This window comes from Nostocoides sp. F2B08 (assembly GCF_009184895.1).
Lineage (GTDB): Bacteria > Actinomycetota > Actinomycetes > Actinomycetales > Dermatophilaceae > F2B08.
The window spans coordinates 423,246-449,407 of the sequence record NZ_WESE01000001.1; the positions used below are offsets into that span (position 1 = coordinate 423,246).

General features: G+C 70.4%; 23 protein-coding genes. 15 read left to right on the top strand and 8 right to left on the bottom strand.

Features of this window, described 5'->3' with window-relative positions:
* Positions 1 to 8: 8 nt before the first annotated feature.
* Positions 9 to 635, bottom strand: a complete 627-nt coding sequence (locus GA707_RS01900; RefSeq protein ID WP_226963465.1) for a DUF4245 domain-containing protein — start codon at positions 633 to 635, stop codon at positions 9 to 11.
* Positions 636 to 751: 116 nt separating this feature from the next.
* Here GA707_RS01900 and GA707_RS01905 point away from each other — a divergent pair, with 116 nt between their 5' ends.
* From GA707_RS01905 to GA707_RS01950, 10 genes are all read left to right on the top strand, one after another.
* Positions 752 to 1,669: a PfkB family carbohydrate kinase gene (locus tag GA707_RS01905; RefSeq protein ID WP_152176711.1), complete on the top strand. Its 918-nt coding sequence runs from the start codon at positions 752 to 754 to the stop codon at positions 1,667 to 1,669.
* Between the two features lie 48 nt (positions 1,670 to 1,717).
* Positions 1,718 to 3,442 (top strand): fumarate hydratase, encoded by a 1,725-nt coding sequence (locus GA707_RS01910; RefSeq protein WP_152176712.1) that lies wholly within the window; start codon positions 1,718 to 1,720, stop codon positions 3,440 to 3,442.
* On the top strand, positions 3,439 to 4,101 hold the full coding sequence (locus GA707_RS01915; protein ID WP_152176713.1) for a carbonic anhydrase: 663 nt from the start codon (positions 3,439 to 3,441) through the stop codon (positions 4,099 to 4,101). The genes GA707_RS01910 and GA707_RS01915 overlap by 4 nt, the downstream gene beginning before the upstream one ends.
* Positions 4,098 to 4,949, top strand: a complete 852-nt coding sequence (locus GA707_RS01920; protein WP_152176714.1) for an MOSC domain-containing protein — start codon at positions 4,098 to 4,100, stop codon at positions 4,947 to 4,949. The genes GA707_RS01915 and GA707_RS01920 overlap by 4 nt, the downstream gene beginning before the upstream one ends.
* A gap of 102 nt (positions 4,950 to 5,051) precedes the next feature.
* Positions 5,052 to 5,927 (top strand): xanthine dehydrogenase family protein subunit M, encoded by an 876-nt coding sequence (locus tag GA707_RS01925; RefSeq protein WP_152176715.1) that lies wholly within the window; start codon positions 5,052 to 5,054, stop codon positions 5,925 to 5,927.
* Positions 5,928 to 5,940: 13 nt separating this feature from the next.
* Positions 5,941 to 6,444, top strand: a complete 504-nt coding sequence (locus tag GA707_RS01930; protein WP_152176716.1) for a (2Fe-2S)-binding protein — start codon at positions 5,941 to 5,943, stop codon at positions 6,442 to 6,444.
* Positions 6,441 to 8,843, top strand: a complete 2,403-nt coding sequence (locus tag GA707_RS01935; RefSeq protein ID WP_152176717.1) for an aerobic carbon-monoxide dehydrogenase large subunit — start codon at positions 6,441 to 6,443, stop codon at positions 8,841 to 8,843. The genes GA707_RS01930 and GA707_RS01935 overlap by 4 nt, the downstream gene beginning before the upstream one ends.
* A gap of 35 nt (positions 8,844 to 8,878) precedes the next feature.
* Positions 8,879 to 9,808 (top strand): XdhC family protein, encoded by a 930-nt coding sequence (locus GA707_RS01940; protein ID WP_152176718.1) that lies wholly within the window; start codon positions 8,879 to 8,881, stop codon positions 9,806 to 9,808.
* On the top strand, positions 9,805 to 10,722 hold the full coding sequence (locus GA707_RS01945; protein ID WP_226963466.1) for a MoxR family ATPase: 918 nt from the start codon (positions 9,805 to 9,807) through the stop codon (positions 10,720 to 10,722). Before GA707_RS01940 ends, GA707_RS01945 begins: the two co-directional genes overlap by 4 nt.
* Positions 10,723 to 10,732: 10 nt before the next feature.
* Entirely contained in the window at positions 10,733 to 11,971 is a 1,239-nt protein-coding gene (locus tag GA707_RS01950; RefSeq protein ID WP_152176719.1) for a VWA domain-containing protein, read from the top strand.
* On the opposite strand, the gene GA707_RS01955 is transcribed toward GA707_RS01950, so the two are convergent.
* Both GA707_RS01955 and tpx read right to left on the bottom strand, forming a co-directional pair.
* Entirely contained in the window at positions 11,955 to 12,920 is a 966-nt protein-coding gene (locus GA707_RS01955; protein ID WP_152176720.1) for a LysR family transcriptional regulator, read from the bottom strand. The genes GA707_RS01950 and GA707_RS01955 overlap by 17 nt on opposite strands.
* Positions 12,921 to 12,988: 68 nt before the next feature.
* Complete coding sequence (gene tpx, locus GA707_RS01960) at positions 12,989 to 13,480, bottom strand: thiol peroxidase (RefSeq protein ID WP_152176721.1); 492 nt, start codon at positions 13,478 to 13,480, stop codon at positions 12,989 to 12,991.
* 85 nt (positions 13,481 to 13,565) lie between these two features.
* Here tpx and GA707_RS01965 point away from each other — a divergent pair, with 85 nt between their 5' ends.
* Positions 13,566 to 14,942, top strand: coding sequence for a GH1 family beta-glucosidase (locus GA707_RS01965; RefSeq protein WP_152176722.1), 1,377 nt, complete (start codon positions 13,566 to 13,568; stop codon positions 14,940 to 14,942).
* Positions 14,943 to 15,045: 103 nt separating this feature from the next.
* Here the strand turns inward: GA707_RS01965 and glmM are convergent, their stop codons facing one another.
* The 3 genes from glmM to rplM form a co-directional block, all read right to left on the bottom strand.
* Positions 15,046 to 16,392 (bottom strand): phosphoglucosamine mutase, encoded by a 1,347-nt coding sequence (glmM, locus tag GA707_RS01970; RefSeq protein WP_152176723.1) that lies wholly within the window; start codon positions 16,390 to 16,392, stop codon positions 15,046 to 15,048.
* A 152-nt stretch (positions 16,393 to 16,544) separates the two neighbouring features.
* Positions 16,545 to 17,078: a 30S ribosomal protein S9 gene (gene rpsI, locus GA707_RS01975; RefSeq protein ID WP_152176724.1), complete on the bottom strand. Its 534-nt coding sequence runs from the start codon at positions 17,076 to 17,078 to the stop codon at positions 16,545 to 16,547.
* Positions 17,078 to 17,521, bottom strand: coding sequence for a 50S ribosomal protein L13 (rplM, locus tag GA707_RS01980; protein WP_152176725.1), 444 nt, complete (start codon positions 17,519 to 17,521; stop codon positions 17,078 to 17,080). Before rplM ends, rpsI begins: the two co-directional genes overlap by 1 nt.
* 255 nt (positions 17,522 to 17,776) lie before the next feature.
* On the opposite strand from rplM, the gene GA707_RS01985 reads away from it, so the two are divergent.
* Both GA707_RS01985 and GA707_RS01990 read left to right on the top strand, forming a co-directional pair.
* A complete protein-coding gene (locus GA707_RS01985; RefSeq protein ID WP_152176726.1) occupies positions 17,777 to 18,358 on the top strand; it encodes a helix-turn-helix transcriptional regulator in 582 nt (193 codons plus the stop codon).
* The gene (locus GA707_RS01990) at positions 18,355 to 19,659 is read left to right on the top strand and encodes an MFS transporter (RefSeq protein ID WP_226963467.1); all 1,305 of its coding nucleotides are present in this window, start codon (positions 18,355 to 18,357) and stop codon (positions 19,657 to 19,659) included. Before GA707_RS01985 ends, GA707_RS01990 begins: the two co-directional genes overlap by 4 nt.
* Here the strand turns inward: GA707_RS01990 and GA707_RS01995 are convergent.
* On the bottom strand, positions 19,646 to 22,873 hold the full coding sequence (locus GA707_RS01995) for an alpha-amylase family glycosyl hydrolase (RefSeq protein WP_226963468.1): 3,228 nt from the start codon (positions 22,871 to 22,873) through the stop codon (positions 19,646 to 19,648). The two genes, GA707_RS01990 and GA707_RS01995, sit on opposite strands and share 14 nt — an antisense overlap.
* Positions 22,874 to 22,937: 64 nt before the next feature.
* On the opposite strand from GA707_RS01995, the gene GA707_RS02000 reads away from it, so the two are divergent.
* Together GA707_RS02000 and GA707_RS02005 are read left to right on the top strand one after the other, a co-directional pair.
* Positions 22,938 to 23,765, top strand: coding sequence for an exodeoxyribonuclease III (locus GA707_RS02000; protein ID WP_152176727.1), 828 nt, complete (start codon positions 22,938 to 22,940; stop codon positions 23,763 to 23,765).
* A complete protein-coding gene (locus GA707_RS02005; RefSeq protein ID WP_152176728.1) occupies positions 23,762 to 24,430 on the top strand; it encodes an LmeA family phospholipid-binding protein in 669 nt (222 codons plus the stop codon). Before GA707_RS02000 ends, GA707_RS02005 begins: the two co-directional genes overlap by 4 nt.
* A 27-nt stretch (positions 24,431 to 24,457) precedes the next feature.
* On the opposite strand, the gene GA707_RS02010 is transcribed toward GA707_RS02005, so the two are convergent.
* Complete coding sequence (locus GA707_RS02010) at positions 24,458 to 26,161, bottom strand: ABC-F family ATP-binding cassette domain-containing protein (protein WP_152176729.1); 1,704 nt, start codon at positions 26,159 to 26,161, stop codon at positions 24,458 to 24,460.
* Position 26,162: the final 1 nt, after the last annotated feature.

A 26,162-nucleotide genomic window follows, 5' to 3' on the forward strand; every position in this document is an offset into this window, starting at 1 on the left:
AGGGAGTCCTACGGGGCCGGGACCGGTCCGAGCGACGCCGCGAACCGCTCCATCTCCTCCCATGACGCCGTGCCCGTGACGACGGTCGTCATCTCGCCCGGCCCGCCGCGGTCGACGAGGGACCGCTGCACCTTGCCGGTGCGGTCGTACTGCGTCCACGACCGTCCGGCGACCTCGAGCTCGCCCACCTCTGGGGAGCGGTTGACCTGCGTCGTCACCCAGGCGTCGGTCGCGTCGAGGGTCTGTTGCAGGGCCGCGTAGTCGCCGGAGGGAGTCTGGAAGCCGGCGTGCCAGGTCATCAGCCCGTCGGTGCTGCGGCGGTACTGCGCCCGGGTCGCAACCCACCCCTCGGGCAGGTCGCGCGGCACGACGAGACTCCAGCCGGTCGACCCCTCGATCTGCTGAGCCGTCGCCACCGCGTCGACGTCAGGGGTCTCTGGCTGCACCTGCGGGAACATCAACGCGATCACCGCCATGATCGCGCCGATGACGAGCAGCGAGCGCACCATGTTGGCGACCGAGCCACTGGCATACGCGCTGACCCGCTGTGGTGCCGAGACCCGCTGCGGTGGCTCTCCACCGGAACCGGCGGGCGTCGTCGGCCGGACCTCGGCTGGTGCGGGGTGCTCGCTCACCCGTCCATTGTCGCCGATGTCGAGCCACTACGATCGGAGCCATCGTGGTGACGCCACCCGACCGCCCTTCCCGGCACCGCCCCTTCAGTACAGACCACCAGACAGCAAGGCTCTCGATGCCCAAGCCGCGAATCCTCGTCATCGGCGAGGCTCTGATCGACATCGTCCGCGAGTCGGCCGGCGCTCACGTCGAGCACGTCGGCGGAAGTCCCGCCAACGTCGCCGTGGGACTGGCCCGCCTGGACCACCCCGTGCGGTTCGCGACCGCCCTCGGACGCGACCAGCGCGGTGAGCGCATCGCGGCGCATCTGCGCGAGCGGGGTGTGCGGCTCACCAAGGGCAGCTTCACGTCGCATCCGACCTCCACCGCCCAGGTGACCTTCGACGCCGACCGCAACGCGAGCTACGAGTTCGACATCCACTGGAACCTCGCGCCCGTCAAGGTCGGAGCCCGGGACGTGCACATCCACGCGGGCTCGCTGGCCACGGCACTCGAGCCCGGTGGTGCCCGGTGCCGGACCGCGATGGCGGACCACCGGGAGACGGCGACCGTGTCCTACGACCCGAACATCCGCCCCGGCATCATGGGTGACCTCGACGCCATCCGCACCGGGGTCGAGGAGCTGCTCGGTGTCGTGGACGTCGTCAAGGCGAGCAGCGACGACGTCGAGCTGCTCTACCCGGACCGTGACGTCCTCGACGTGATCGACCACTGGGTCGACCTCGGGCCCGCGCTCGTCGTGCTCACCCGGGGCGCCGACGGGGTGACCTTCCGGACCAGGCACGACAGCCCCGAGGCCCTCCCCACGCGGGCCGGGGCGGTGGTTGACACGGTCGGCGCCGGCGACTCGTTCATGGCCGGGCTGCTGTCCGGCCTGCTGAGTCTGGGCCTCATCGGCGGGCCTGAGGGCAGAGCGGCACTGGAGTCGGCGACGACCGAGGCCGTCCGCCCGGCGATCGAGCGGGGTCTGGCCTGCAGCGCGGTGACCGTGGGGTACGCCGGCGCCTACGCGCCCAGCCTGGACGAGCTCTAGCGCCCGGTTTCGTCATGCTCATCCCCGTGACGCCGAGAGAGGACGACCATGCCTGACTTCGCCTACACCGACCTGCTGCCGCTGGGAGCGGACGAGACTCCCTACCGCCGACTCTCGACCGAGGGGGTCGAGGTCATGCCCGGACCGGACGGCCAGGACTTCCTCCGGGTCGACCCCGCTGCGCTGACCCTCCTGGCCGAGACGGCGATGCACGACATCGCGCACTACCTTCGACCGGGGCACCTGGCGCAGCTGCGGACCATCCTCGACGACCCGGAGGCGAGCAGCAACGACAAGTTCGTGGCTCTCGACCTGCTCAAGAACGCCAACATCGCGGCGGGCGGCATCCTCCCGATGTGCCAGGACACCGGCACCGCGATCATCATGGGCAAGCGCGGCCAGCGGGTGCTCACCGACGGCCCCGACGAGGTGCCGCTCAGTCGCGGTGTCTACGACGCATACACGACCCTGAACCTGCGCTACTCGCAGATGGCGCCGGTGACCATGTGGGACGAGCGCAACACCGGGTCGAACCTGCCAGCCCAGATCGAGCTGTACGCCGACACCGCACCCGGCCATGAGACGACCTACAAGTTCCTGTTCATGGCCAAGGGCGGCGGCTCGGCGAACAAGTCGTTCCTGTTCCAGGAGACCAAGGCGATCCTCAACCCCGAGTCGATGCTGCGGTTCCTCGACGAGAAGCTGCGCGGCCTCGGGACCGCCGCCTGTCCGCCGTACCACCTGGCCATCGTCATCGGCGGCACGAGCGCCGAGTTCGCCCTCAAGACGGCCAAGTATGCGTCGGCCCGCTACCTCGACACCCTCCCCACGAGCGGGGACGCCGCGACCGGGCACGCCTTCCGCGACGTCGAGCTCGAGCAGGAGGTGCTCGAGATCACCCGGCTCACCGGGATCGGCGCGCAGTTCGGAGGCAAGTACTTCTGCCACGACGTGCGCGTCGTCCGCCTCCCCCGGCACGGCGCCTCGCTTCCGGTCGCGATCGCCGTATCGTGCTCGGCGGACCGCCAGTGCCTCGGCAAGATCACCCCCGAGGGGGTGTTCATCGAGCAGCTGGAGACCGACCCCGCCCGGTTCCTCCCCGAGCAGACCGACGACTCCCTCGACGGGCACGCCACCGAAGCCGTCGGCGCGTCGTCCACCGGGCAGGGCGCGGTCGTCGAGATCGACCTCAACCAGCCGATGGAGCGGATCCTCGCCGAGCTGACCAGACACCCGGTCAAGACGCGGCTGTCCCTCTCGGGCCCGCTCGTCGTCGCCCGGGACATCGCACACGCCAAGATCAAGGAGCGCCTCGACGCCGGTGAGCCGATGCCGGACTATCTGCGGGACCACCCGGTCTACTACGCGGGGCCGGCCAAGACACCCCAGGGCATGGCGAGCGGCTCGTTCGGCCCGACGACAGCGGGGCGGATGGACTCCTACGTCGACCGGTTCCAGGCGGCCGGCGGTTCGATGGTCATGCTGGCCAAGGGCAACCGCAGCCAGCAGGTCACGGACGCGTGCAAGACCCACGGCGGCTTCTACCTCGGCTCGATCGGCGGCCCGGCGGCCCGCCTGGCGCAGGACTGCATCAAGAGTGTCGAGGTCCTCGAGTACCCCGAGCTCGGCATGGAGGCGATCTGGCGGATCGAGGTCGAGGACTTCCCCGCCTTCATCGTCGTCGACGACAAGGGCAACGACTTCTTCGCATCGGTCACCAAACCCGTGGCCTTCACCATCACCACCCGACCCGGACTGGAGCAGCAGCGATGACGCCCTCGACGAGCACCACCGCAGATCCCCGCCCGCAGAACCCCACCGAGGCCTGGGCCGCACTGGCGGCCGGCAACGCCCGCTTCATGGCCGACGAGCAGAAGCATCCGCACCAGGACGTCCACCGGCGCAGCAGGCTCGCGGCCGAGCAGAAGCCGTTCGCCATCTTCTTCGGCTGCGCGGACTCCCGGGTGGCGGCCGAGATCATCTTCGACCAGGGCCTCGGCGATCTCTTCGTGGTGCGCACGGCAGGGCACGTCGTGGACCCCAGCGTCCTCGGCTCCCTCGAGTTCGGGGTCGGCGTCCTCGGCTGTCCCCTCATCGTCGTACTAGGCCACGACTCGTGCGGAGCGGTGCGCGCGGGCATCACCTCGGTCGAGACCGGCGAGCTCCCCCCGGGATTCCTCCGCGACATCGTCGAGCGGGTCACGCCCAGCGTCCTGGCCGCCACCCGACACGGACGCACGAGCGTCGAGGAGATCCAGCGCGAGCACGTCGCCGAGACGGCCCGGCTCCTGGCGAGCCGGTCCACCCTCATCCACGATCGGGTGGAAACCGGCAGCCTGGCCATCGTCGGCGCCGAGTACGCCCTCGCCGATGGGCGGGTGCGCGTCGTGGAGTCGGTCGGAGAGGTCGAGACCGGCTCCACCGGGGGATGACGTCCGACGCTGCCGTCACGGTCTCCTCGATCTCCGTCTTCCCGGTCAAGAGCACCGCCGGACGCAGCCTCGACGAGGTCGCCGTCGCGGCCGAGGGTCTCGTCGACGACCGTCGGTGGATGGTCGTCGACGGGTCCGGGGAGAGTCGTACCGCCCGGCGGGACCGTGCCTTGCTCACCGTTGCGGCCACCCCCCTCGCCGGTGGGCTCCGGCTCGAGAGCCGATCCGCGGAACGCGAGCCGCTCGAGGTGACCGAGCCGACCGGCGCCTCTGTGCCGGTGACCGTCCATGGCCGGCCGCTCCACGGCATACCGGCCCCTCCCGAGGCGAGCGAGTGGATCGGAGCGGCCATCGGCCGACCGGACAGCACGCTCGTGCACATCGCCCGACCCCGCCCGCTCAACCCTGCCCACTCCCGAGCCGGGGACCGGACCGCGTTCGCCGACGCCTACCCGGTCACGCTCGCGACGACGGCGTCGCTGCGCCGTTTGCAGGACTGGGTGACCGAGACCGCGCTCGAGCGTGGTGAGGACCCCGTGCGCCTGGACATGGAACGGTTCCGGCCCAACCTCGTCATCGACGGTGAGCTCGAACCCTTCGTCGAGGACGGCTGGACGACCGTATGCGTCGGAGACGTGCCCTTCGACGTCGCCAAGTGCATCGACCGCTGCGTGCTGACGACGGTCGACCCCCGAACCCTCGAGTCGGGACCGGAGCCGATACGCACCCTCGCCCGACACCGGTCCTGGGACGGCGCGACGTGGTTCGGGATCCAGCTCATCCCGAGGGGCGCCGGCGTGGTCCGCGTCGGCGACGAGGTGAGCGGCATCGACGACGAAACGACCTGACCGGGTGACATGAGGAATCGCTCAGGTCGTCGTTGACGCCGGCGCGCGCATGGGGTCGGATGAGCCATCGGTCCGGCTTCGACGACGCAGCGGAGGTCCCCCATGCAAGTTCCCGCACCCTTCGAGTACGAGCGGGCGGAGAGCGTCTCGCACGCCATCGCGCTCCTGGAGCGCCTCGGGGACGAGGCCCGCGTCGTCGCCGGCGGCCACAGCCTCCTGCCGATGATGAAGCTGCGCCTGGCCGCACCCGAGTACCTCGTCGACATCAACGATCTGAGCGACGAACTCGGCTACATCACCGTCGAGTCGGACGTGGTCCGCGTGGGCGCGCTCGTCCGGCACGCCGCGATGCTCGCCCACGACGGGCTCGCGGAGCACTTTCCCATCATCCGGGACGCCGAACATCTCATCGCCGACCCGGTCGTGCGCAACTGGGGAACCCTCGGTGGGTCGCTGTGCCAGTGCGACCCGTCGGAGGACCTGTCGTCGGTCTGCCTCGCCCTGGACGCCGAGTGCGTCATCACGGGCAGCGGCGGTCAGCGGGTCGTGCCGATGGCCGACTTCGCGGTCGGTCCCTACCAGACCGCTGTCGGGGAGGCCGAACTGCTGACGGAGGTGCGGTTCCCGATCCGCCCCGGGAGCTCGAGTGCCTACCAGAAGGTCAAACGGCGTGCCGGGGACTGGCCGGTGGCCGCCAGCGGCGTCGCGGTCCGGCTCGACGGAGGCACCGTGATAGACGCGCGCATCGCTCTCACCGCCCTGGGGGTGGACGACGCGGTCGACGCGACCGAGGCTCTCGTGGGACGACCTCCGAGCGAGGAGGCCTTCGCCGCCGCCGCAGCGATCGCCACGCAGGTCAGCCGACCGGTGGACGACGCCCGCGGGAGCGCCGAGTACAAGCGCCACCTGGCTGGGGAGCTCACCGTCCGTGCCCTGCGCAGCGCCGTCTCGCGCGCCCTCTCGACGACCGTGAACTGAGGAAGGATCGACCATGCAGGTGACCATGACCGTCAACGGCGACGAGGTGACGCGCGACGTCGAGCCGCGGATGCTGCTCGTGCATTTCCTGCGGGATGCCCTCTCCCTCACCGGAACGCACTGGGGCTGCGACACGAGCAACTGCGGGACCTGTGTCGTCTGGGTAGACGAGCAGCCGGTGAAGTCCTGCACGATGCTCGCCGCGATGGCCGGCGGCAAGCGGGTCCGCACCGTCGAGGACCTCGAGCGCGACGGGGTCCTGGACCCGGTCCAGGAGGGCTTCATGCAGTGTCACGGGCTCCAGTGCGGCTTCTGCACCCCGGGGATGATGATGACCGCCCGATGGCTCCTCGACCACAACCCGGACCCCACCGACGGCGAGATCCGCGAGGCCATCTCCGGCCAGATCTGCCGGTGCACGGGTTACAGCACCATCGTCCGCTCGATCCGGTGGGCCGCGACCCACGAGAACGCGAGCCATATCGAGACCGCAGAGACCGCAGGGAGCTCCTCATGACCGCGACCCCGCAGACCCGCGAGCACCGCCAGACCGAGTTCGAGGACAACGACCAGACCCCGGTCGGTTTCGGCCGGATGCTCCGCAAGGAGGACCCGCGCCTGATCCGGGGACGGGGACGCTTCGTCGACGATGTCCAGCTGCCCGGCATGCTCCACCTGGCGATCCTGCGGGCTCCCGTGGCCCACGCCAGGATCGTCTCGATCGACATCAGCGCCGCGCAGGCCCACCCGAAGGTCAAGCTCGTCGTCACCGGCGCCATGTTGGCGGAGAAGGGTCTGGCGTGGATGCCGACCCTCTCCAACGACGTGCAGGCGGTGCTCGCCACGGATAAGGTTCGCTTCCAGGGTCAGGAGGTCGCCTTCGTCGTCGCCGAGGACCGGTACTCCGCCCGGGACGCCCTCGAGCTCATCGACGTCGAGTACGACGACCTCGCGCCCGTCATCGACGCCCGCAAGGCGCTCGACCCCTCGATGCCGGTCATCCGCGACGACCTCGAGGGCAAGACCGACAACCACATCTTCGACTGGGAGACCGGTGACGCCGAGGCGACCGAGGCGGCCTTCGCCCGCGCCGACGTCGTGGTGACCGAGGACATCGTCTACCCGCGGGTCCACCCGGCTCCGATGGAGACCGCGGCGGCCGTTGCGGACTACGACCGCGTGGACGGCAAGCTCACCCTGTGGTCGACCTCGCAGGCCCCGCACGCCCATCGAACCCTGTATGCGATCGTCGCCGGCCTCCCCGAGCACAAGATCCGGGTGATCGCCCCGGACATCGGCGGCGGCTTCGGGGGCAAGGTCCCGATCTATCCCGGCTACGTCTGCGCCATCGTCGGTTCGCTCCTCGTCGGGAAGCCCGTCAAGTGGGCCGAGGACCGCTCCGAGAACCTCACCTCGGGCTCGTTCGCGCGGGACTACATCATGCGCGGTGAGATCGCGGCCACCAAGGACGGCCGCATCCTCGCCATCCGCACCAACGTCCTCGCCGACCACGGCGCCTTCAACGGCCAGGCCGCTCCGTCGAAGTACCCCGTCGGGTTCTTCGGGGTCTTCACCGGCTCCTACGACATCGAGGCGGCGTATGCGAAGGTCACCGCGGTCTATACGAACAAGGCCCCCGGTGGCGTGGCGTATGCGTGCTCCTTCCGGATCACCGAGGCCGTGCACCTCGTCGAGCGTCTGGTCACCTCGTTGGCCCTCGAGATGGGCATCGACCAGGCGGAGCTGCGGCTGCGCAACTTCATCCGTCCGGAGCAGTTCCCCTACGAGACGAAGACCGGCTGGGTCTACGACTCGGGCGACTACGAGGCGACGATGCGCGAGTCGATGCGGATCGCCGGCTACGACGAGCTCCTCGCCGAGCGAGAGGAGAAGCGGGCCCGCGGCGAGCTGATGGGCGTCGGTGTCTCGTTCTTCACCGAGGCCGTCGGCGCCGGACCGCGGAAGAACATGGACATCCTCGGGCTCGGCATGGCGGACGGCTGCGAGCTGCGCATCCATCCGACCGGCAAGGCGGTCGTGCGGCTCTCGGTCAAGACCCAGGGCCAGGGTCACGAGACGACCTTCGCCCAGATCGTGTCCGAGGAGATCGGCATCCCGCCGGCCGATATCGAGGTCGTTCACGGTGACACCGACAACACGCCGTTCGGGCTGGGCACCTATGGCAGCCGCTCGACCCCGGTCTCGGGCGCGGCGGCTGCCCTCGTCGCCCGCAAGGTCCGGGACAAGGCCCAGCTGATCGCCTCGAGCATGCTCGAGGTCTCGGTCGCGGACCTCGAGTGGACCAAGGGGGCCTTCCAGGTCAAGGGCGACCCGAGCTCATCCGTAACGATCCAGGACATCGCCATGCGGGCGCACGGCGCAGGCGACCTGCCCGAGGGGATGGAGGGGGCTCTCGAGGCGCAGATCTGCTATAACCCCGAGAACCTCACCTACCCCAACGGTGCATACATCTGCGTCGTCGACGTCGACAAGGGCACCGGAGAGGTTAGGGTCCGACGCTTCATCGCGGTCGACGACTGCGGCACTCGGATCAATCCGATGATCATCGAAGGCCAGGTCCACGGCGGGCTCGTCGACGGGCTCGGGATGGCGCTCATGGAGTTCATCGAGTTCGACGAGTTCGGCAACTGCCTCGGCGGTTCGCTCATGGACTACCTGATCCCGACCGCACTCGAGTGCCCGGACTGGGAGACCGGCCACACGGTCACGCCCTCGCCCCACCACCCCATCGGCGCCAAGGGCGTCGGGGAGTCGGCCACGGTGGGCTCACCACCGGCGATCGTCAACGCCGTGGTCGACGCGCTGCATCCACTGGGCATCCGCAACATCGACATGCCGATGACCCCGTCGCGGGTGTGGGACGCCATCCAGGGCAGGCCGCGCCCACCGGTCTGAGCCGCCGACCCGAACCAGCAGAAAGGAGCCCGGTGATGAGTGTCGTCGCCGACCGTGCCCTGGAGCTCACCGAGTCCCGCACACCGTTCGTCCACGCCACGGTCGTGCGTGCCCAGGCGCCGGCCTCCGCGTGCACCGGCGACGAGGCGATCATCCTGCCGGACGGTTCGATCGAAGGGTTCGTCGGAGGCCAGTGCGCGGAGGGCTCAGTCCGGGTCGCCGCGCTCAACGCGCTCGGGTCGGGTGCGAGCACCCTGCTCCGGGTGCTTCCCGAGGAGTCCGGCGACTTCCCGGAGACCCCGGGCGCGCAGGTCGTCGTCAACCCCTGCCTGTCAGGGGGCGCGATCGAGATCTTCCTCAAGCCGGTCCTTCCGCCACCGGTCGTCGAGATCGTGGGCGGCTCACCGATCGCCAGGGCCCTGAGCCAGCTGTGCGCCGTGCTCGGGTACGCGACCCGTCATTCCCTCCCCGCGAGCGACCCTGAACCGACGGCCGCCGTCGTCATCGCCTCCCACGGAAGGGATGAACAGGAGTCGATCCGCCGGGCTCTCGATGCCGGTGTCTCCTACATCGCCCTCGTCGCGAGTCCGCGACGAGGGGCGGCCGTACTCGACGAGATGGGCCTGACCTGCGGCGAACGCGGCCGGATCAGCTCGCCGGCCGGGCTCGACCTCGGCAGCCGTACCGCCGGCGAGGTCGCGGTCTCGATCCTCGCCGAGCTGGTCGGCCGGCTGCGCCGTGGGGAGCTGGTGGACCCGACGACGACCGAGCCCACGGCCGGCGCGACGGAATCGGCGGAAGCGCCGGCGAGGGCCGAAGCACCCCTCATGCACGTCGACCCGGTCTGCGGCATGAGCGTCATCCCCGGAGACGGCGTCCCTCACCTGGAGACCGACGAGGGGACCATCTGGTTCTGCAACCCTCGCTGCCGCGACCGGCACGCGGCCGAGCTGGGCCTGTCGTGACGGGAGGAGATCTCCCCACCGGGCGAGAACCCGCCCTCGGCGCAGCCACACCGCCGGCGGAGGTCTCACCCGAGCACCTCGCCGACCTGCTCGCCCGCACGGGTTACCTGCTCGACCAGGGCACGGCCACGGCGCTGTACCTCGCCATGACGCTCGGCAAGCCGCTGCTCCTCGAAGGCGAGCCGGGGGTGGGCAAGACGAGCCTCGCGAAAGGACTGGCGCAGTCCTTGAGCACACCCCTGATCCGGCTGCAGTGCTACGAGGGCCTGACCGTCGCCGAGTCGCTCTACGAGTGGAACTACCAACGACAGCTGCTTGCCATCCGGGTGGCAGAGGCGCGCCACGAGGCCCTCGATGACGCCGACCTCTACACGGCCGAGTTCCTCCAGGACCGGCCGGTGCTGCAGGCGCTACGACATCCGGGGCCCCAGCCGGCCGTCCTTCTCATCGACGAGATCGACCGCGCCGATGACGAGTTCGAGGCGCTCCTGCTCGAGGTCCTCGGCGAGCACACGGTCACCGTGCCGGAGCTCGGCACGTTCACCGCGACCGTGCCGCCGATCGTCGTTCTCACGTCCAACCGCAGCCGTGAGCTGCACGACGCCCTGCGCCGCAGGTGCCTGTACCACTGGATCGACTTCCCGGACCCGGGCCGCGCTGCGCAGATCGTCCGTAGCCGCGTGCCCGGCGCGTCCGACCCGCTCATCATGTCCACGACCGAGTTCGTCGGACGGGCCCGGGGTCTGGAGCTCGACAAGCCGCCCGGGTTGGCCGAGACCATCGACTGGGTGTCTGCGCTGGCGGCGCTCGGTGTCGCCGAGCTCAGTGACGGTCGCGTCCTCGACTCGGTGAGCGCCCTGGCCAAGACCCCCGACGACCGCACCGAGCTCGTCCAGGCGCTGCAGTCCGCCTGAGCGCCCCCTCATGTCACCCACCCTGCTGCCCGGCGTCGACCGGGCCGCATTCGCCGTCGCCTTCGAGCGGGCCCTGCGCGACGTGGGTGTCGCCGTCAGCCTGAGCGCCACGGCGGACCTCGTCGCCGCCTTCCGACACCGCTTCCCCCGTACCCGCGACGAGCTGTACTGGCTGGCGCGGATCACCATGGTCTCCACCCGCGCAGAGGTGGGGACGTTCGACGAGGTCTTCGCGTCCGTGTTCGACGACTCGGTGGTCCGTTTAGATCCGATCGCCCGGCGAAACCCGCCCGCAGCTCCACCCGAGGAGCCCTCGGATCCGGCGGTGGAGCTCGCCGACGACCCGACGGAGGCATCCGGTTCGACGCTCCCGTGGGTCCTACCACGGGAGGTGTCGATCGGCGACGACGATCTCGAGCAATCGGAGCGTCGGGTTCCCGAGCTGCGCGCCAGTGCCGCGCGGGCTGGCAGTGAGCTCCCCTTCGGTGAGCTGACCGACGCCGACATGGATCGTCTCGCCGGCTGGGTGCAGGACGCCTCCGGTTGGCCGATGCGGATGAGCCGACGCACCCGGCGCGACGGGCGGGGACGGCGAGTGGCCATGCGGCACACCCTCGCGGCCGCGCGTCGCACCGGCTATGAACCGCTCTCACTCGTCCGGGAGAGCCGCCGGCGACGGCCTCGGCGGATCGTGATGGTCTGCGACGTCAGCCAGTCGATGCAGGCGGTGGCGGCGGCACACCTCCACCTCATGCGGGCCCTGGCGAGGCACCGGCGGGCCGAGGTGTTCGCATTCTCGACCGAGCTGACCCGACTCACGCCGAGCCTGCGGGCGACGACGCCGCTGGAGACCCTCGAGGTGGCGGCCGATCAGCTGGACGACCGGCTCGGCGGCACGAGGATCGCGGCCTCGTTGCGGACGTTGCTCGACTCCCACCACGGCGGACTCCTCCGCGGTGCCGTTGTCATGATCGCCTCGGACGGCTGGGACAGTGACGACCCGGCGGAGATGGCCCGTGTCATGCGGCGCATCGAGAGGCGAGCCCACGCCGTCGTCTGGCTCAACCCACGGGCCGCCGCTCCCGGCTTCACGCCGGCCGCGGGCGCGCTGCTCGCCGCTCTGCCGCACTGCCGGCTCATGCTGCCGGCCGGATCCTTCGCAGACCTCCGTGAGGCGATCGTGGCAGTGCGAGCGGCGGCCGACCGGGGAACCGTGACACGCCGCTCTGCGCTCACGTCCACAGGGTGACGTGGACCGCCGGGCGGAACCGCCCGGAGGTGACGCCGGCGCCCTTGACCATCGCCTGGATGGCCCGGGGGGTCGCGGCGAACCGCACCAGCTCGTCCGCGGGGTCACCCGGCTCGACCGGCCCGCTCCGCGCCGTCCGGATCAGGTGCCAGGATGCCTCGAGGGTGACGTCGGGCACCTCCACCCTGGCCAGCGTGCCGGCGGACAGCTCCTTGCTGACTGCGAAGGACATCGCGGGTGCGATCCCCACGCCCCGCTTCGCCTCCTCGGTGGCAGCCGAGTGGCTCTGGAAGATCCGTTGGCGTTCCTCCGGCACCCCGACCGCGTCGAGGATGTCCGGGACCACTCCGAGCCCGGAGGCGACGGACGGACCGAGGAACCAGTCGTGCGCGCGCACCGCCGCGGCCGACACGGTCCGGTCGGCCAGCGGGTGGGTCGGTGCGACCACGAGGACGAGCCGGTAGCGCATCAGGGTGTGCGAGTCCAGCGTCTCTGGCAGCTGCAGCGGCCGGGGTCCGATCGCGATGTCGGCACGGCGACCGAGCAGCAGCTCGGTGAACGCGGTCGGCTGATGCAGGCTGAGCTCGACGTCCAGGTCTGCAGCGCGCGAGGCGAACAGCTCGATCAGGCCGGGCGCCGCATACTCACCGAACAGGCTCGACGCCGCGATGCGCAGGAGCCGGCGACCCGAGGCCGCCTGGCTCACCTCCGCCCTCGTGCGGTCCTGCAGCCCGAGGAGCTCAGCGGCGCGACTCGCCAGCCGCAGCCCGCCCGGCGTGAACGCCAGCCCACTCGCCCGGCGGGTGACGAGTGGGTCGCCGAGCTCCTTGCGCAGCTGCGCCACGTTGAAGGAGATGGCGGACTCCGAGACCTCGAGCTCCTCCGCGGCGAGCTTGAACGACCCCAGCCGCACGAGCGCGACATAGGCGCGCAGCTGCGTGGGCGTCATGACTCACCTCGGACCGGCGGGGCAGGGGTTGGGGCCGGTCCCGGGCAAAAGTCTATGCGTCGGCCGGCTCAGCCCAGAGCCGTCACGGCGGCGTCGTAGTCCGGCTCGTGGGCGATCTCGGGGACCACCTGGGTGTGGAGGACTGTGCCGCCCTCGTCCAGGACGACCACCGCACGGGCGAGAAGACCACGGAACCCGCCGTCGACCATCCGCACTCCGAAGTCCTCGCCGAAGGTGGACCTGAACGTCGAGGCGGCCGTCACGTTGTCGATGCCCTCGGCCCCGCAGAACCGCGCCAGCGCGAAGGGCAGGTCGGCCGACACGCAGATGACACTCGTGTCGGGCAGGCCGGCGGCGAGCTCGTTGAAGCGGCGCACGCTCGCCGCGCACACGCCTGTGTCGACGCTCGGGAAGATGTTGAGCACGACGCGACGACCATCGGGCCGGGTCACGTCGGAGAGGTCGCTGCCGGTGAGGGTGAACTCCGGGGCCGTGCTGCCCACGGCGGGCAGGTCGCCGGTCGTGCGGACAGGGGATCCTCCGAGTGCTGTCATCGCCATGACGAGTTTTCTAGCACGGTGTGCAGACCAGGACCGACCGGGCCGGGACGGCGCTCTCACTCCCCCGGCCACTAGATTGGCGTCCATGACGTTCTCACGGACCTTCCCCGACGGATTCCTCTGGGGGACGGCGACAGCCAGCTACCAGATCGAGGGCGCAGTCGCCGAGGACGGCCGGTCGCCGTCGATCTGGGACACCTTCTCGCACACCCCTGGCACGGTCACGGGCGGGGACACCGGGGACGTCGCCTGCGACCACTACCACCGGGTCGACGAGGACGTCGCGATCATGCGGTCCCTGGGTGTCGACGCCTACCGCTTCTCCATCGCCTGGCCGCGGGTGATCCCGACGGGCACCGGAGCGGTCAACCAGGCGGGGATCGACTTCTACTCGCGACTCGTCGACACCCTCCTCGAGAACGGCATCCGCCCCTTCGCGACGCTCTACCACTGGGATCTTCCTCAGGCGCTCGACGACCGCGGCGGCTGGCTCAACCGCGACGTCGCGGACTGGTTCGCCGAGTACGCGGCGGTCACCGTCGGCGCGCTCGGAGACCGGGTGCGCAACTGGACCACCCTGAACGAGCCGTGGTGCTCGTCCCTGCTGAGCTACTCGATCGGGCACCACGCGCCCGGTCACACCGACCCACTCGAGGGGATCGTCGCGGCCCATCACCTCATGCTCGCCCACGGCCGGGCCGTGCCGGTCATTCGTGAGCACTGTGCGGCCGCCGAGGTGTCCATCACGCTCAACCCGACTCAGGTCTACGGGCCGGAGGGCACCGGGGAGGGCGTCGTCGACGAGGCCGACGCGGACGCGATCCGGCGTGCGGACAACATCTTCAACGGGCTCTTCTTCGACCCGATCTTCCGGGCCGCCTACCCCGACGGGTTCCTCGAGGACACGGCGCACCTCACCGACCACGGATACATCCACGACGGCGACCTGGGCGTCATGGCGGCACCGCTGGACAACCTCGGCATCAACAACTACTTCCCCACCCGGGTGCGGGCCGCGCGCGACGGTGAGGAGGGCATGCCGCTGGCCGGATGCGAGGGAGTCGTCGAGTCACCCCCGCTCCCACCGCATACCGCCATGGGCTGGGAGATCTCTCCCAAGGCGCACTACGACATCCTGCTCCGGTCGGCCAAGGACGGCGGCCTGCCGATCTACATCACCGAGAACGGCTCGGCCTGGCCCGACATCGTCTCGCCGGACGGTGAGGTCCACGACCCGCAGCGCATCGAGTACCTCCACGGCCACCTCGGCGCCGTCGCCGATGCGATCGAGGACGGGGCCGATATCCGCGGGTACTTCGCCTGGTCGCTGCTCGACAACTTCGAGTGGGCCCACGGCTACGGCAAGCGGTTCGGCCTCGTCTACGTCGACTACGCGACGCAGCAGCGGATCGTCAAGGACTCCGGCCGCGAGTACGCGCGGATCGTCGCGTCCTCCCGCTGACACGTCCCGCGGATTCGTTTTCCTCCCTGGGAAAGGAACCTCCCCTTTGGGAAGGGACCCTTGTTTCCCACACCGTGCCTTTCCTTCTCATGGAAGAAAAGGCTCAGAGGGAGAGGCGCTCCCGGACGACGTCGACGAGCCGGTCGCAGACGGCTTCCGCCCGCTCCTCGGTCTCGGCCTCGACCATCACGCGCACCACGGGCTCGGTGCCGGACTTGCGGAGCAGGATCCGGCCGGTGTCGCCCAGTGACGACTCCTCGCGGGACACAGCGGCCTGGACCTCCTCGTCCGACTCGACGCGCGACTTGTCGACGCCCTTGACGTTCTTGAGCACCTGGGGCATGCGGGTCATCACCGAGGCCAGGTCCTCGAGGGACCGACCGGTCTCCGCGACCCGGGCCGCAAGCATGAGGCCGGTGAGGACGCCGTCGCCGGTGGTGCCGTGGTCGAGGAGGATGACGTGCCCGGACTGCTCGCCCCCGAGGGAGTAGTGACCCGCGCGCATGGCTTCGAGGACGTAGCGGTCGCCCACCCCGGTCTGGCGGACACTGATGCCCTCCCGCCTCATCGCCTGGAGCAGTCCCAGGTTGCTCATCACGGTCGCCACGAGGGTGTCGTCGGCGAGCCGACCCCGGTCCCGAAGGGCCAGCGCGAGGATCGCCATGATCTGGTCGCCGTCGACCACCGTGCCCGTGGCGTCCACCGCGAGGCACCGATCGGCATCCCCGTCGTGGGCGATCCCGAGGTCGGCGCGCCGCTCCCGTACGGCCGCCTGCAGCCGGCCCAGATGCGTCGAGCCGTAGCCGTCGTTGATGTTCAGGCCGTCGGGCGAGGCGCCGATCTCGAACACCTCTGCGCCGGCGAGCCGGAAGACCTCGGGCGAGACCTCGCTGGCGGCCCCGTGGGCCGCGTCGATGACGACGGTGAGCCCGTCGAGGGAGTGCGGCAGGACCTCGAGGAGGTGGGCGACATAGCGGGCCTGCCCGGCGCGGTTCTCGTGCACGCGGCCCACCTCGGCGCCGATCGGTCGGAGCCACTCCTCCCCGATGTGCGCCGCGATCTCGTCCTCGACCGCATCGGCGAGCTTGTGCCCGCCGGCCGCGAAGAACTTGATCCCGTTGTCGGGCATCGCGTTGTGGGACGCCGAGAGCATGACCCCGAAGTGGGCATCCATGTCGCCGGTGAGAAAGGCGACCGCCGGGGTCGGCAGGACCCCGACGTTGTGCACGTCGACACCCGCCGAGGCCAGGCCCGCGACGACGGCGGCGCTGAGGAACTCACCGGAGGCACGCGGGTCCCGACCCACGACGGCCTTGGGACGGCGTCCCTGCTCGCGTGCCGAACGGCCCAGAACATGGGCGGCGGCGACGGACAGCTGCAGGGCCAGCTCGGCGGTGATGTCACCGTTGGCGAGCCCGCGGACACCATCGGTGCCGAAGAGTCGGGACATGGATTCTGCCTTCCTGACGTGATCCGACGGACCAACTTACCGGGCCAGGGCTCCAGCCCGTGCCGTTATCCGTCGAGGGCGGCACCCCGGGAGAGGTGCCGCCCTCGACGGCGGGTGCGCACCGCATACAGCCGTCTGCGGTGCGCGCCGGATCAGCGCTTGCTGTACTGAGGCGCCTTGCGGGCCTTCTTCAGGCCGGCCTTCTTGCGCTCCGGGACGCGCGCGTCCCGGGTGAGGAAGCCGGCCTTCTTCAGCGCCGGACGGTTCAGCTCGGGGTCGACGCCGTTGAGCGAGCGCGCCACGCCGAGGCGGACCGCTCCTGCCTGGCCCGAGGGCCCACCGCCGTGGACCCGGACCAGCACGTCGTAGGCGCCGTCGAGCTCGAGGACCTTCAGCGGCTCGTTGACCAGCTGCTGGTGGACCTTGTTGGGGAAGTACTGCTCGAGCGAGCGGCCGTTGATCGTCCACTCGCCGGTGCCGGGAACGATCCGGACGCGGGCGACGGCCTGCTTGCGGCGACCGGTCGCCGAGCCGGGAGCCGACGCGCTCGGACGGCGGGTGGGCTCGCCGCCCACCTCGGTGTCGGACTCGGTGCTGTACTCGGTCACGATCGCGTCGTCGGCGTCGGTGCCGTACTCAGCGGCGCCCTCGTAGGTCTCGTCGACGTTGGCGGTGTTCTCACTCATCACTGGGCCACCTGGGTGATCTCGAAGGGCTTGGGCTGCTGGGCAGCATGGGGGTGCTCGGCGCCGGCGTAGACCTTGAGCTTGGTCAGCTGCTGACGACCGAGGGAGTTCTTGGGGAGCATGCCGCGAACCGCCTTCTCCACGGCCTTCTCCGGGCTCTTGGCCAGGAGCTCGGCGTAGGTCTGGCTCTTCAGACCACCGGGGAAGCCGGAGTGCCGGTAGGCGCGCTTCTGCTCGGCCTTGGCGCCGGTCAGGGCGACCTTGTCGGCATTGATGATGATGACGAAGTCACCGGTGTCGACGTGCGGGGCGAACGTCGGCTTGTGCTTGCCGCGCAGCAACGTGGCGGCGTGAGTGGCCAGCCGGCCGAGGACGACGTCGGTGGCGTCGATGACGTGCCACTCGCGGGTGATGTCGCCCGGCTTGGGGGTGTAGGTACGCATGAGTCTGCCTTTGCGTCAGAGGGTGGAACCGCATGGGTATGCCGTGGGCGCCAGACGGGGACGGGTGGTCCAGCGGGGCTCGGTCGGCCCCGTGAAGGGCTCACGGCACAACTCTCCAAGTCTACGAACGACCGGGCATCCGGCCCAAATCCCCTTGCGCCGGCCGAGTTCGCCTGTCAAACACGATGATTCGCCACTCAGGCGAGATGTGCAAATCTATTGTGCATATCTTCTTTGCACATGTATTATGCATATATGGCCGACTCCTCCGACTCCGTCCGGCTCGACGCCGCGGCTCTCAAGGTCCTTGCTCACCCGCTCCGGACCCGGCTGCTCGGAGCCCTCCGGCAGCGCGGCCGCGCCACGGCCACCGAGCTCGCCGCCGAGCTCGAGACCAACTCGGGCGCGACGAGCTACCACCTCCGCAGGCTCGAGGAGGTCGCTCTGGTGCGCGACACCGGCGAGGGGGCCGGACGTCGCCGGCTCTGGGAGCCGACGACGCAGTACCACTCCTACCACCCGAGCGACTTCGCCGACGACGACGACGCCGAGGCGGCCCTGGGGTGGCTCACCCGTGACTACGTCCGCCATCTCGCCACCCGGCAGGAGCGATGGGTCGACGTCCAGGCGAACTGGCCGCTCGAGTGGCGTGACGCCGCCGGGCTCAGCGACGACATGGTCGTCGTCACGGCCGAGCAGATGCGGACTCTCGCCCAGGAGCTCGACGAGGTCATCCAGCGCTACCGGCGTGTCGGTCAGGGCAACCCGCAGGCTCGCCGGGTCGCCGTCTTCTTCGGCGCTCACCCCATCGACATGGGACAGGCCCCGCGCCGGTGACCATCGTGACCGACCAGCCCGTGCTCACTCCGCCCGCGGCTCGACGGGCGTTCTACCTGCTCATGGTGACGCGGTGGTTCCCCGTCGGTCTCGTCGTCGGCGTCATGATCCTCCTGCTGACCGGACGCGGTCTGACCATCGCCCAGGCGGCGACGGCGATGGCCGTCGTCGGCATCGTCACCTTCGTCCTCGAGCTGCCGACCAGCGGTCTGGCCGACGCGCTCGGCCGCCGTCCGGTCTACCTCGCCTCCGCGCTCGTCGGCGTCCTCGCAGGGCTGGGGTATGCGGTGGCCCAGTCCTTCTGGGCGTTCGTCGTCGCGGGGGTTCTGACGGGCGTGTTCCGCGCGCTCGACTCCGGTCCGCTGGAGGCATGGTTCGTCGACGCCATCCACGAGACCGAGCCGGACGCCGACGTCGACCAGCCGCTCGCGCGAGCCGGCACGATCGTCGGAGTGGCGATCGGCGCCGGTGCGGTCGCCTCGGGCGGCATCATCTGGTGGCATCCGGTCACCTCGGTGTTCGGTCACCCGCTCACCGCCATCGATGGGGCGGTGTGGGTCTTCGCTCTGCTCAACGTCGTCCACCTGGCCGCCGCGTGGGTCCTCGTTCGCGAGCGGCCCCGGGGTGAGCACTCGAGTCGACTCGCGGCGGTCCGGGCCGGCACGCGGGAGGTGCCCGCCGTCATCGGTGGCGGCCTGCGTCTGCTGCGCTACTCCCCCGTCCTGCTCGGACTCGTTCTCGCCGAGACCTTCTGGTCGGTCGGGATGGTGACCTTCGAGTCCCTCATGCCCCTGCGCCTCGAGGAGATGCTGGGCTCCGCTCAGCAGGCCGGTGCTCTCATCGGTCCCGCGGCCGCGGGGGCCTGGGGGCTGTTCGCCGCCGGCGCAGCCCTCGCCGGCGTGGCCTCGAAGCGTATCGGCGTGGCCCGAGCCGCGGCCCTGGCCAGAGGGCTCAACGCGGTCGGCGCGGTCGTCATGGGCGTCGTCGCCGGGCCGGTCGCCCTCGTGGTCGCCTACCTGTTCACGTACTCCACGCACGGCATGAACGGCCCGCCCCACGCTGCGCTGCTCCACCGGGTCGCCACCTCGGCGAATCGCACCGTCGTGCTGTCGATGAACTCGATGATGGCCTTCCTCGCCTTCGCGGTCGCCGCCCCGCTCCTGGGGGCTCTCGCGGACGCGGTCTCCATCCAGCACGCGATGGTGGTGGCCGGCGCGCTCAGCCTGCTCGGCGTGCTCGGCTACGTCCCCGCACGCCGCGCCGAGCGGGCCGGGCGGCCGGCTGCCGTCACCGGCTCGTGATGGTCAGCACGTGCGTCTCGGGGTCGTAGGTGAGGGTCGTCGTCGCACCGTCTCGGGGCACGGTGAACTCGTAGTTCGCACCGTCGAGCACGCCTCCCTGACCGTAGTTCACGTCCCAGGACAGACCGTGGGCGACCTTGACCTCCCAGGTGCCGGCCGGGATGAGTGACGTGGTGAAGGTGTAGGTGCCGTCGCCGTCGGGGTCCTGCAGCCACGGTCGCATGCAGTCCGCCAGCCAGTCACCGGAACATCCCAGCTCGCTCTGGAACGACCCGGGAGCGGTGAGGATCGGCCCCTCGGCGTCAGAGGTCACCCAGTGCGTCGCATGGTCGTAGTAGAAGGAGACACCCGAGCCGTCGGTCTCGTACAGGATGTTCTCGCCGCCCGGCTGGGCGTTGAGGCCGTAGTTCTCGTCCCAGGTGCCGTCGATGGCGGCCTTGTAGCCGTACTGACCGGCCGGGATGTCGGTCCACGTCCGCTTCCAGATCTTGTCCTCGTCGTCCAGGGCCAACTGAGCCAGCTCGCAGCCAGGCTCCCAGTCGCCGTTGTTCGGCGCTGGACCCGTGCACCCCATTTCGGAGTTGTGCGTTCCGGGCACGCTGACCGCGTCGGGCGGCTCGACGGGGTCGTTACCGCTGCCGCCTGAGGGCGCCGGGGTGCCCACGACCGCCCACGAGCCGGACGCGTCGATCCGGTCCTGACGGTCCTTGGCGACCACGCGGTACTCCAGGACGGAGCCCTTCGGCAGACCCCTGACATCGTGGAAGACCCGGAACGGCGCGTGGTCGTCGGTGCCGATCACCCGCCAGTCGCCCGTGCCGACGGGGCGGTAGAGGAACGTGGCGTCGACCGGTGTGTTGACCGGGATCTCGGCCGTGATCTCGGCGCGACCCCCGACGGTCGCCCCCGCCTCGAGTGTCATCGACACCTCGGGCCCGGCGGCCGGCCGGTCGGTCTTCGAGCTCGAGCGCCACACCGAGGCCGACAGTGCGGGGACGGTGAGCGAGACCTTCTGGTCCTTGCCCGACTTGGCCTTGGACCGGGTCCCGTGGACGGGCTTGAACTGCTCGTTCTTGTTCCACGTGTCGACGGTCGCGGTCGCCGCCGACTCCGAGTTGTTGATGGCGACGAGGTACTCGACACCGGCCCGGTGGTCGTAGCGGGAGGTGACGAACAGACCAGGCCCGTCCGCCGCATACCGGGTCACCTGGATGCCGTCCGCGAGCGCCGGGTGCTCCTCCCGCAGTTCGGCGAGGTCGGCCAGGTGGCGATACAGCCCGTGCGAAGTGTCGTAGCGGTCCATCGACCCACTCGGCCCGCCGAGCACGTCCTCGGCGTTGAATATCTCGACCTCGCTGGCGAACATGTCCTGACGGGCGAGCTGGTCGCCGCCGGTGCCGATGAAGCCCTGCTCGTCCCCGTAGTACGTCACGGGGTTGCCCCGGGTGAGGAACATCAGCGAGTTCGCGAGCTTGACCCGGGCCAGGTGCTCGGCCTCGTCCTGGTCCGCGTTCTGCAGGAACATCGCCACGCGCCCCATGTCGTGGTTCCCGAGGAAGGTCGGCAGCTGGTAGGCGTTGCTGTCGGGGTCGGTGTACCAGTCGTCCAGGGCGAAGAAGTCGGCGATGTCGGAAGCGTCGGCACCCTTGGCGAAGTCGACGCCCTTGGCCTGGAAGCCGAAGTCGATCGTCGCCTGCAGCGTGCCCTCCGTCGTGAACTGGGAGAGGTAGGAGGGGTTGCCGTCGTAGACCTCGCCGAACGCGAAGAAGTCGTCGTTGCCGACGCGGTCCGCCTCGCCGAGGATGTCCGGCACGAACTGCTGCCAGAACTCCATGTTGACGTGCTTGACCGTGTCCACCCGGAAGCCGTCGATCCCGAACTCGACCCACGCCTTGTAGATCTCGCCCATCCCCTCGACGACCTCGGGGCGCTCGGTGAACAGGTCGTCCAGGCCGATGAAGTCGCCGTAGGTGTTGGACTCGCCGGCCCAGACCGAGTCGCCCCGGTTGTGGTACATCGTGATGTCGTTCAGCCACTCGGGCACGCGGACGGTCGCGTCCTCGGGCGAGGGGTAGAAGGGGGTGTAGGGAAAGGACGTCTCGGGGTCCATGAGCGGGAACGGCTTGCCGATGTAGTCCCGGTCGTCGAACTCGTTGCCCGCCGCGTCACGGTACGGCTCGGTCTCCTTGGAGATGTATCGGTAGCCGTTCTCCGGTCCCTCGCGGTAGTCGATGACGTCGGCGGTGTGGTTGGTGATGATGTCGAAGAAGACCTTCATGCCGCGCTCGTGAGCGGCGTCGACGAGGGCCTCCATGTCCTCGTTGGTGCCCAGGTGCGGGTCGATCTGGGTGAAGTCGGTGACCCAGTAGCCGTGGTAGCCGGCGCTCTCCTGACCCGGGCCGCCCTGGACCGGCTTGTTCTTGAAGCTCGGCGTGAGCCAGATCGCCGTCGTGCCGAGGTCCTCGATGTAGTCGAGCCGCTCGGTCAGGCCCTTGAGGTCGCCGCCGTGGTAGAAGCCCCGGTGCGTGGGGTCGAAGCCGGTCTCCAGCGGACCGCCGGTCAGGCCGCCGGTGTCGTTGCCCGGGTCACCGTTGGCGAACCGGTCGGCCATGACGAAGTAGAAGCGCTCCCTGGTGAGCGGCTCGCGGAGGGAGTCGAGCGCGTATGCGCGGTCCGCCCTGGTCGTATCGCCCGGCAGATCGAGGGGGGCGAACGAGATGACGTTGGTCGCGTCGTCGAAGGTGAACCGCAGCCGGGCGTCAGCCTCGAGAACGAGCGGGATATTCGGGCCGTCGAGGACCCCTCCTGCGCCGTAGTTCTCGTCCCATCCGCCGCCGAGCGCCACCTTCAGCTCGTAGCTGCCGGCCGGGACGGTGAAGTCGCCGGTATACAGCGAGCCGTCCGTCGTCGTCAGCTCGGTCGCCTCGCAGGTGGGGTCCCAGTGCTCCTCACAGCCGAGCTCGTCCTGGAGGGAGCCGACGAGCACCACCCGCTCGTCGGCCGCGAGCGCCGACGGTGTCGCCATGAACGCCCCTCCGAGGGTCATGGCGGCGGCCACGGTGACGGCGGTGCGGCGCCCCCGGGCGCGCGGGGGTGAGGTGACGGACATGATGATGCTCCTGCGGGCGGTGCCGGTGATGAGGTGCCGGTCAATGACGGGGATGCCGTCGATGAGATGAGGTGACGCCGAGGCGTCGTTTCGACCATAGGCCACCCCGCGCGGGCTCGCCACCGGAAGGACGTCGGCCGCCGCCCCGCACGGCACCTAGAGTGGCGACGTGCGAGTGGTCACGGCGAACGTCAACGGCATCCGCGCCTCTGCACGGCGCGGCGGACTGGACTGGCTACGGGCCCAGCGTGCCGATGTGATCACCCTGCAGGAGGTGCGCGCCGACGACGACGGCCTCCGCAAGACCCTCGCCGACGCGGGCTTCGGCGACTGGCACCTGGCCCACAGCCCCTCGTCCGCACGGCGCGGCCACTCCGGTGTCGCGGTCCTCTCGCGCGCCGCCATGACCGAGATCCGCTTCCTCCCCGATGCTGACTTCGCCGCCCAGGGCCGCTACGTCGAGGCGGACCTCGCCACGGCGAGTGGACCGCTCACGGTGGCCAGCGCATACGTCCACACGGGTGAGGCGGACACCGTTCGACAGGACGAGAAGTACGCCTTCCTCGTCGCACTCGAGCGGCGCCTCGAGGAGTGGACTCGCGACCGACGGCTCGCGGCGCTGACGGGAGATCTCAACATCGCCAGAAGCGAGGACGACCTGAAGAACTGGAAGGGCAACCTGGGCAAGGCCGGCTTCCTCGACGACGAGCGCGCGCTGCTCGACCGCTGGTGCTCAGGTCCGCTCGTCGACGTCCACCGCACGCTCGCCGGCCCGGGTCCGGGACCCTACACGTGGTGGTCCTGGCGGGGCCGGGCCTTCGACAACGACACCGGCTGGCGGATCGACTACCAGCTCGCGACGCCGCCGCTCGCCGCCTTGGCGCGGGAGGCGGTCGTCGGCCGGGCCGCCACCTATGCCGAACGGTGGAGTGACCACGCCCCCGTCGTCGTCGACTATGACATCGACGGCGTCAGCGCGACCGGAGTCCGACCGTGAACGGCCGATCCTTCGCCGCCGGGGTCGGCACCGGGCTGCTCGTCTCGGTCCTCCTCGTCATCGTCCTCCTCTTCGCCCTCTCGTCGCCCTCGGGCGGGTCCGGCCCGGCCACCGACGACCGGGTCGCGCCAGGATCGTCGGGGACCACCACTGCGCGGACCACGGCTCCCGGTGAGACGCGGCTCGCCGATGTCGACCTGACCAGCACGGAGGTCGTCACACCCGACGGTCCGCTGCGGGACGTCACCGCCACCGGGGCCGGCATCGTGCTCACCGCTGAGGGTCTGACGGCCGATCGGCTCGAGATCGAGGCCACGCTCCCGTTCGGGACCGCGGCGGCGCAGATCGGTGACGGGGTCGACCTCTTCGCGGCAGGTGAGCTGACCGGACTGCGCCGTTCGATCGAGATCCTCGGGCGCACGATCGACATCGAGGCCACCGGACGGGTATCGGCGCAGGACGGCCGCCTCGTCATCGAGCCGGAGACGGTCGACCTCGGCGCCGCCGACTGGATCGACCAGATCGCGAGCGCGGCCGTGCGGTCTCTCGTCACGATCCGGCACACGGTGACCGGTATCCCGGAGGGAATGCGGCTCGAGACGGTGGCGGTGCAGCCCGACGGGTTCCGGGTCGACCTCACCGGGACGGCCGTCACAATCGGCTGACGCGGCACTGCCGGGGCCCCGCCGGGGTCAGCGGCTGCGCTGGACCCGATCCTCGTCCCAGACCGGCTCGTCGCTGTCGACGACCCGTCCGTCCGCACGGAAGACGAGGAAGCGGTCGAAGCCGCGGGCGAACCAGCGGTCGTGCGTGACCGCGACGACGGTCCCCTCATATGCCATGAGCGCGTCCTCGAGCGCCTCGGCCGAGTGCAGGTCGAGGTTGTCGGTGGGCTCGTCGAGCAGCAGCAGTGTCGCCCCGGAGAGCTCGAGCAGGAGGATCTGCATCCGCGCCTGCTGTCCGCCCGAGAGGGAGTCGAAGGTCTGCTCGGCGGCACCGGCGAGGCCGTAGCGGTCCAGTGCCCGTGAGGCGAGGTCGCGCGGCATCCCGGCACGGTGGTCGTCGCCCCGGTGCAGGATCTCGAGCAACGTCCGGCTGTGCAGGGAGGGCACGTCGTGCGTCTGCGCGAACCACCCCGGACGCACCCGCGACCCGAGCCGCACCATTCCGGTGTGCGGCACCGGGGCCGGCCGGTGGTCGCCGACCGGCCGGTGCTCCACGTCCGGGTCGGAGCCTCCGGCGGCCAGGAGGCGAAGGAAGTGGGACTTGCCCGAGCCGTTGCTCCCGAGGACCGCGACCCGCTCCCCGAACCAGAGCTCCGTGCTGAACGGGCGCATGAGCCGGGTGCCGTCACCGTCGCCGGTGCGCAGCTCGAGGTCGCTCGCGATGACCGCACGCTTGGCGGTGCGGCCCCCGGTCAGCCGCATGGCGACCTTCTGCCGCAGCGGCACCGCCTCGGGTGGTCCGGCCTCCTCGAAGCGCCGAAGCCGGGTCTCGGCGGCCTGCAGCTTCGGGGCCATGTCGGCGTTGTAGCTCGCCTTCTGGCGGTACATGACGACGAGTGCCTTGAGCTTGGCGTGCTCCTCGTCCCACCGTCGGCGCAGCTCCTCCAGCTTGGCGTTCCGGTCGATCCGGGCCTGCTCGTAGGTCGAGAAGCGTCCCGGGTGCACCCAGATGGTGTTGCCCCCGCGCGACGGCTCCAGGGTGGCGATCCGCATCGCCACCCGGTCGAGGAGCTCGCGGTCGTGGCTGATGAAGAGCACCGTCTTCGGGGAGGCGATGAGCTGCTCCTCCAGCCAGCGCTTGGCGGGAACGTCGAGGTAGTTGTCCGGCTCGTCGAGGATGAGCACTTCCTCCGGCCCGCGGAGCAGGCTCTCGAGGACGAGGCGCTTCTGCTCGCCGCCGGACAGCGTCGAGACCTTGCGCCACTGGGCCTTCTCGTAGGGCATGCCGAGCGCCGACGTCGTGCACACGTCCGCGTGCGTCTCCCACTCGTAGCCGCCCGCGTCGGCCCAGTCGGCGAGAGCCTGCGCATACGCCATCTGGTCGGCCTCGTCGTCCCGCTCCATCATGAGCAGCTCGGTGCGGTCGACCTCGCCGGCTGCCGTGCGAACCCGCTCGGGGGCGACGGAGAGCAGCAGGTCGCGCACCGACGAGTCGTCGCGGACCTTACCGATGAACTGACGCATGACGGCGAGTCCGCCGCTGCGCGTGACGGCGCCGTCCGCAGGCGCGACGTCGCCGGCGATGATGCGGATGAGCGTCGTCTTGCCCGTGCCGTTCGGGCCGATGAGCGCCACCTTGGCCCCCTCGCCCACGCGCACGTGGACATCGCGCAGGAGCACCCGGCCGTCGGGCAGGGTGTAGTGCACTCCGTTGACGTCGAGATGACCCACG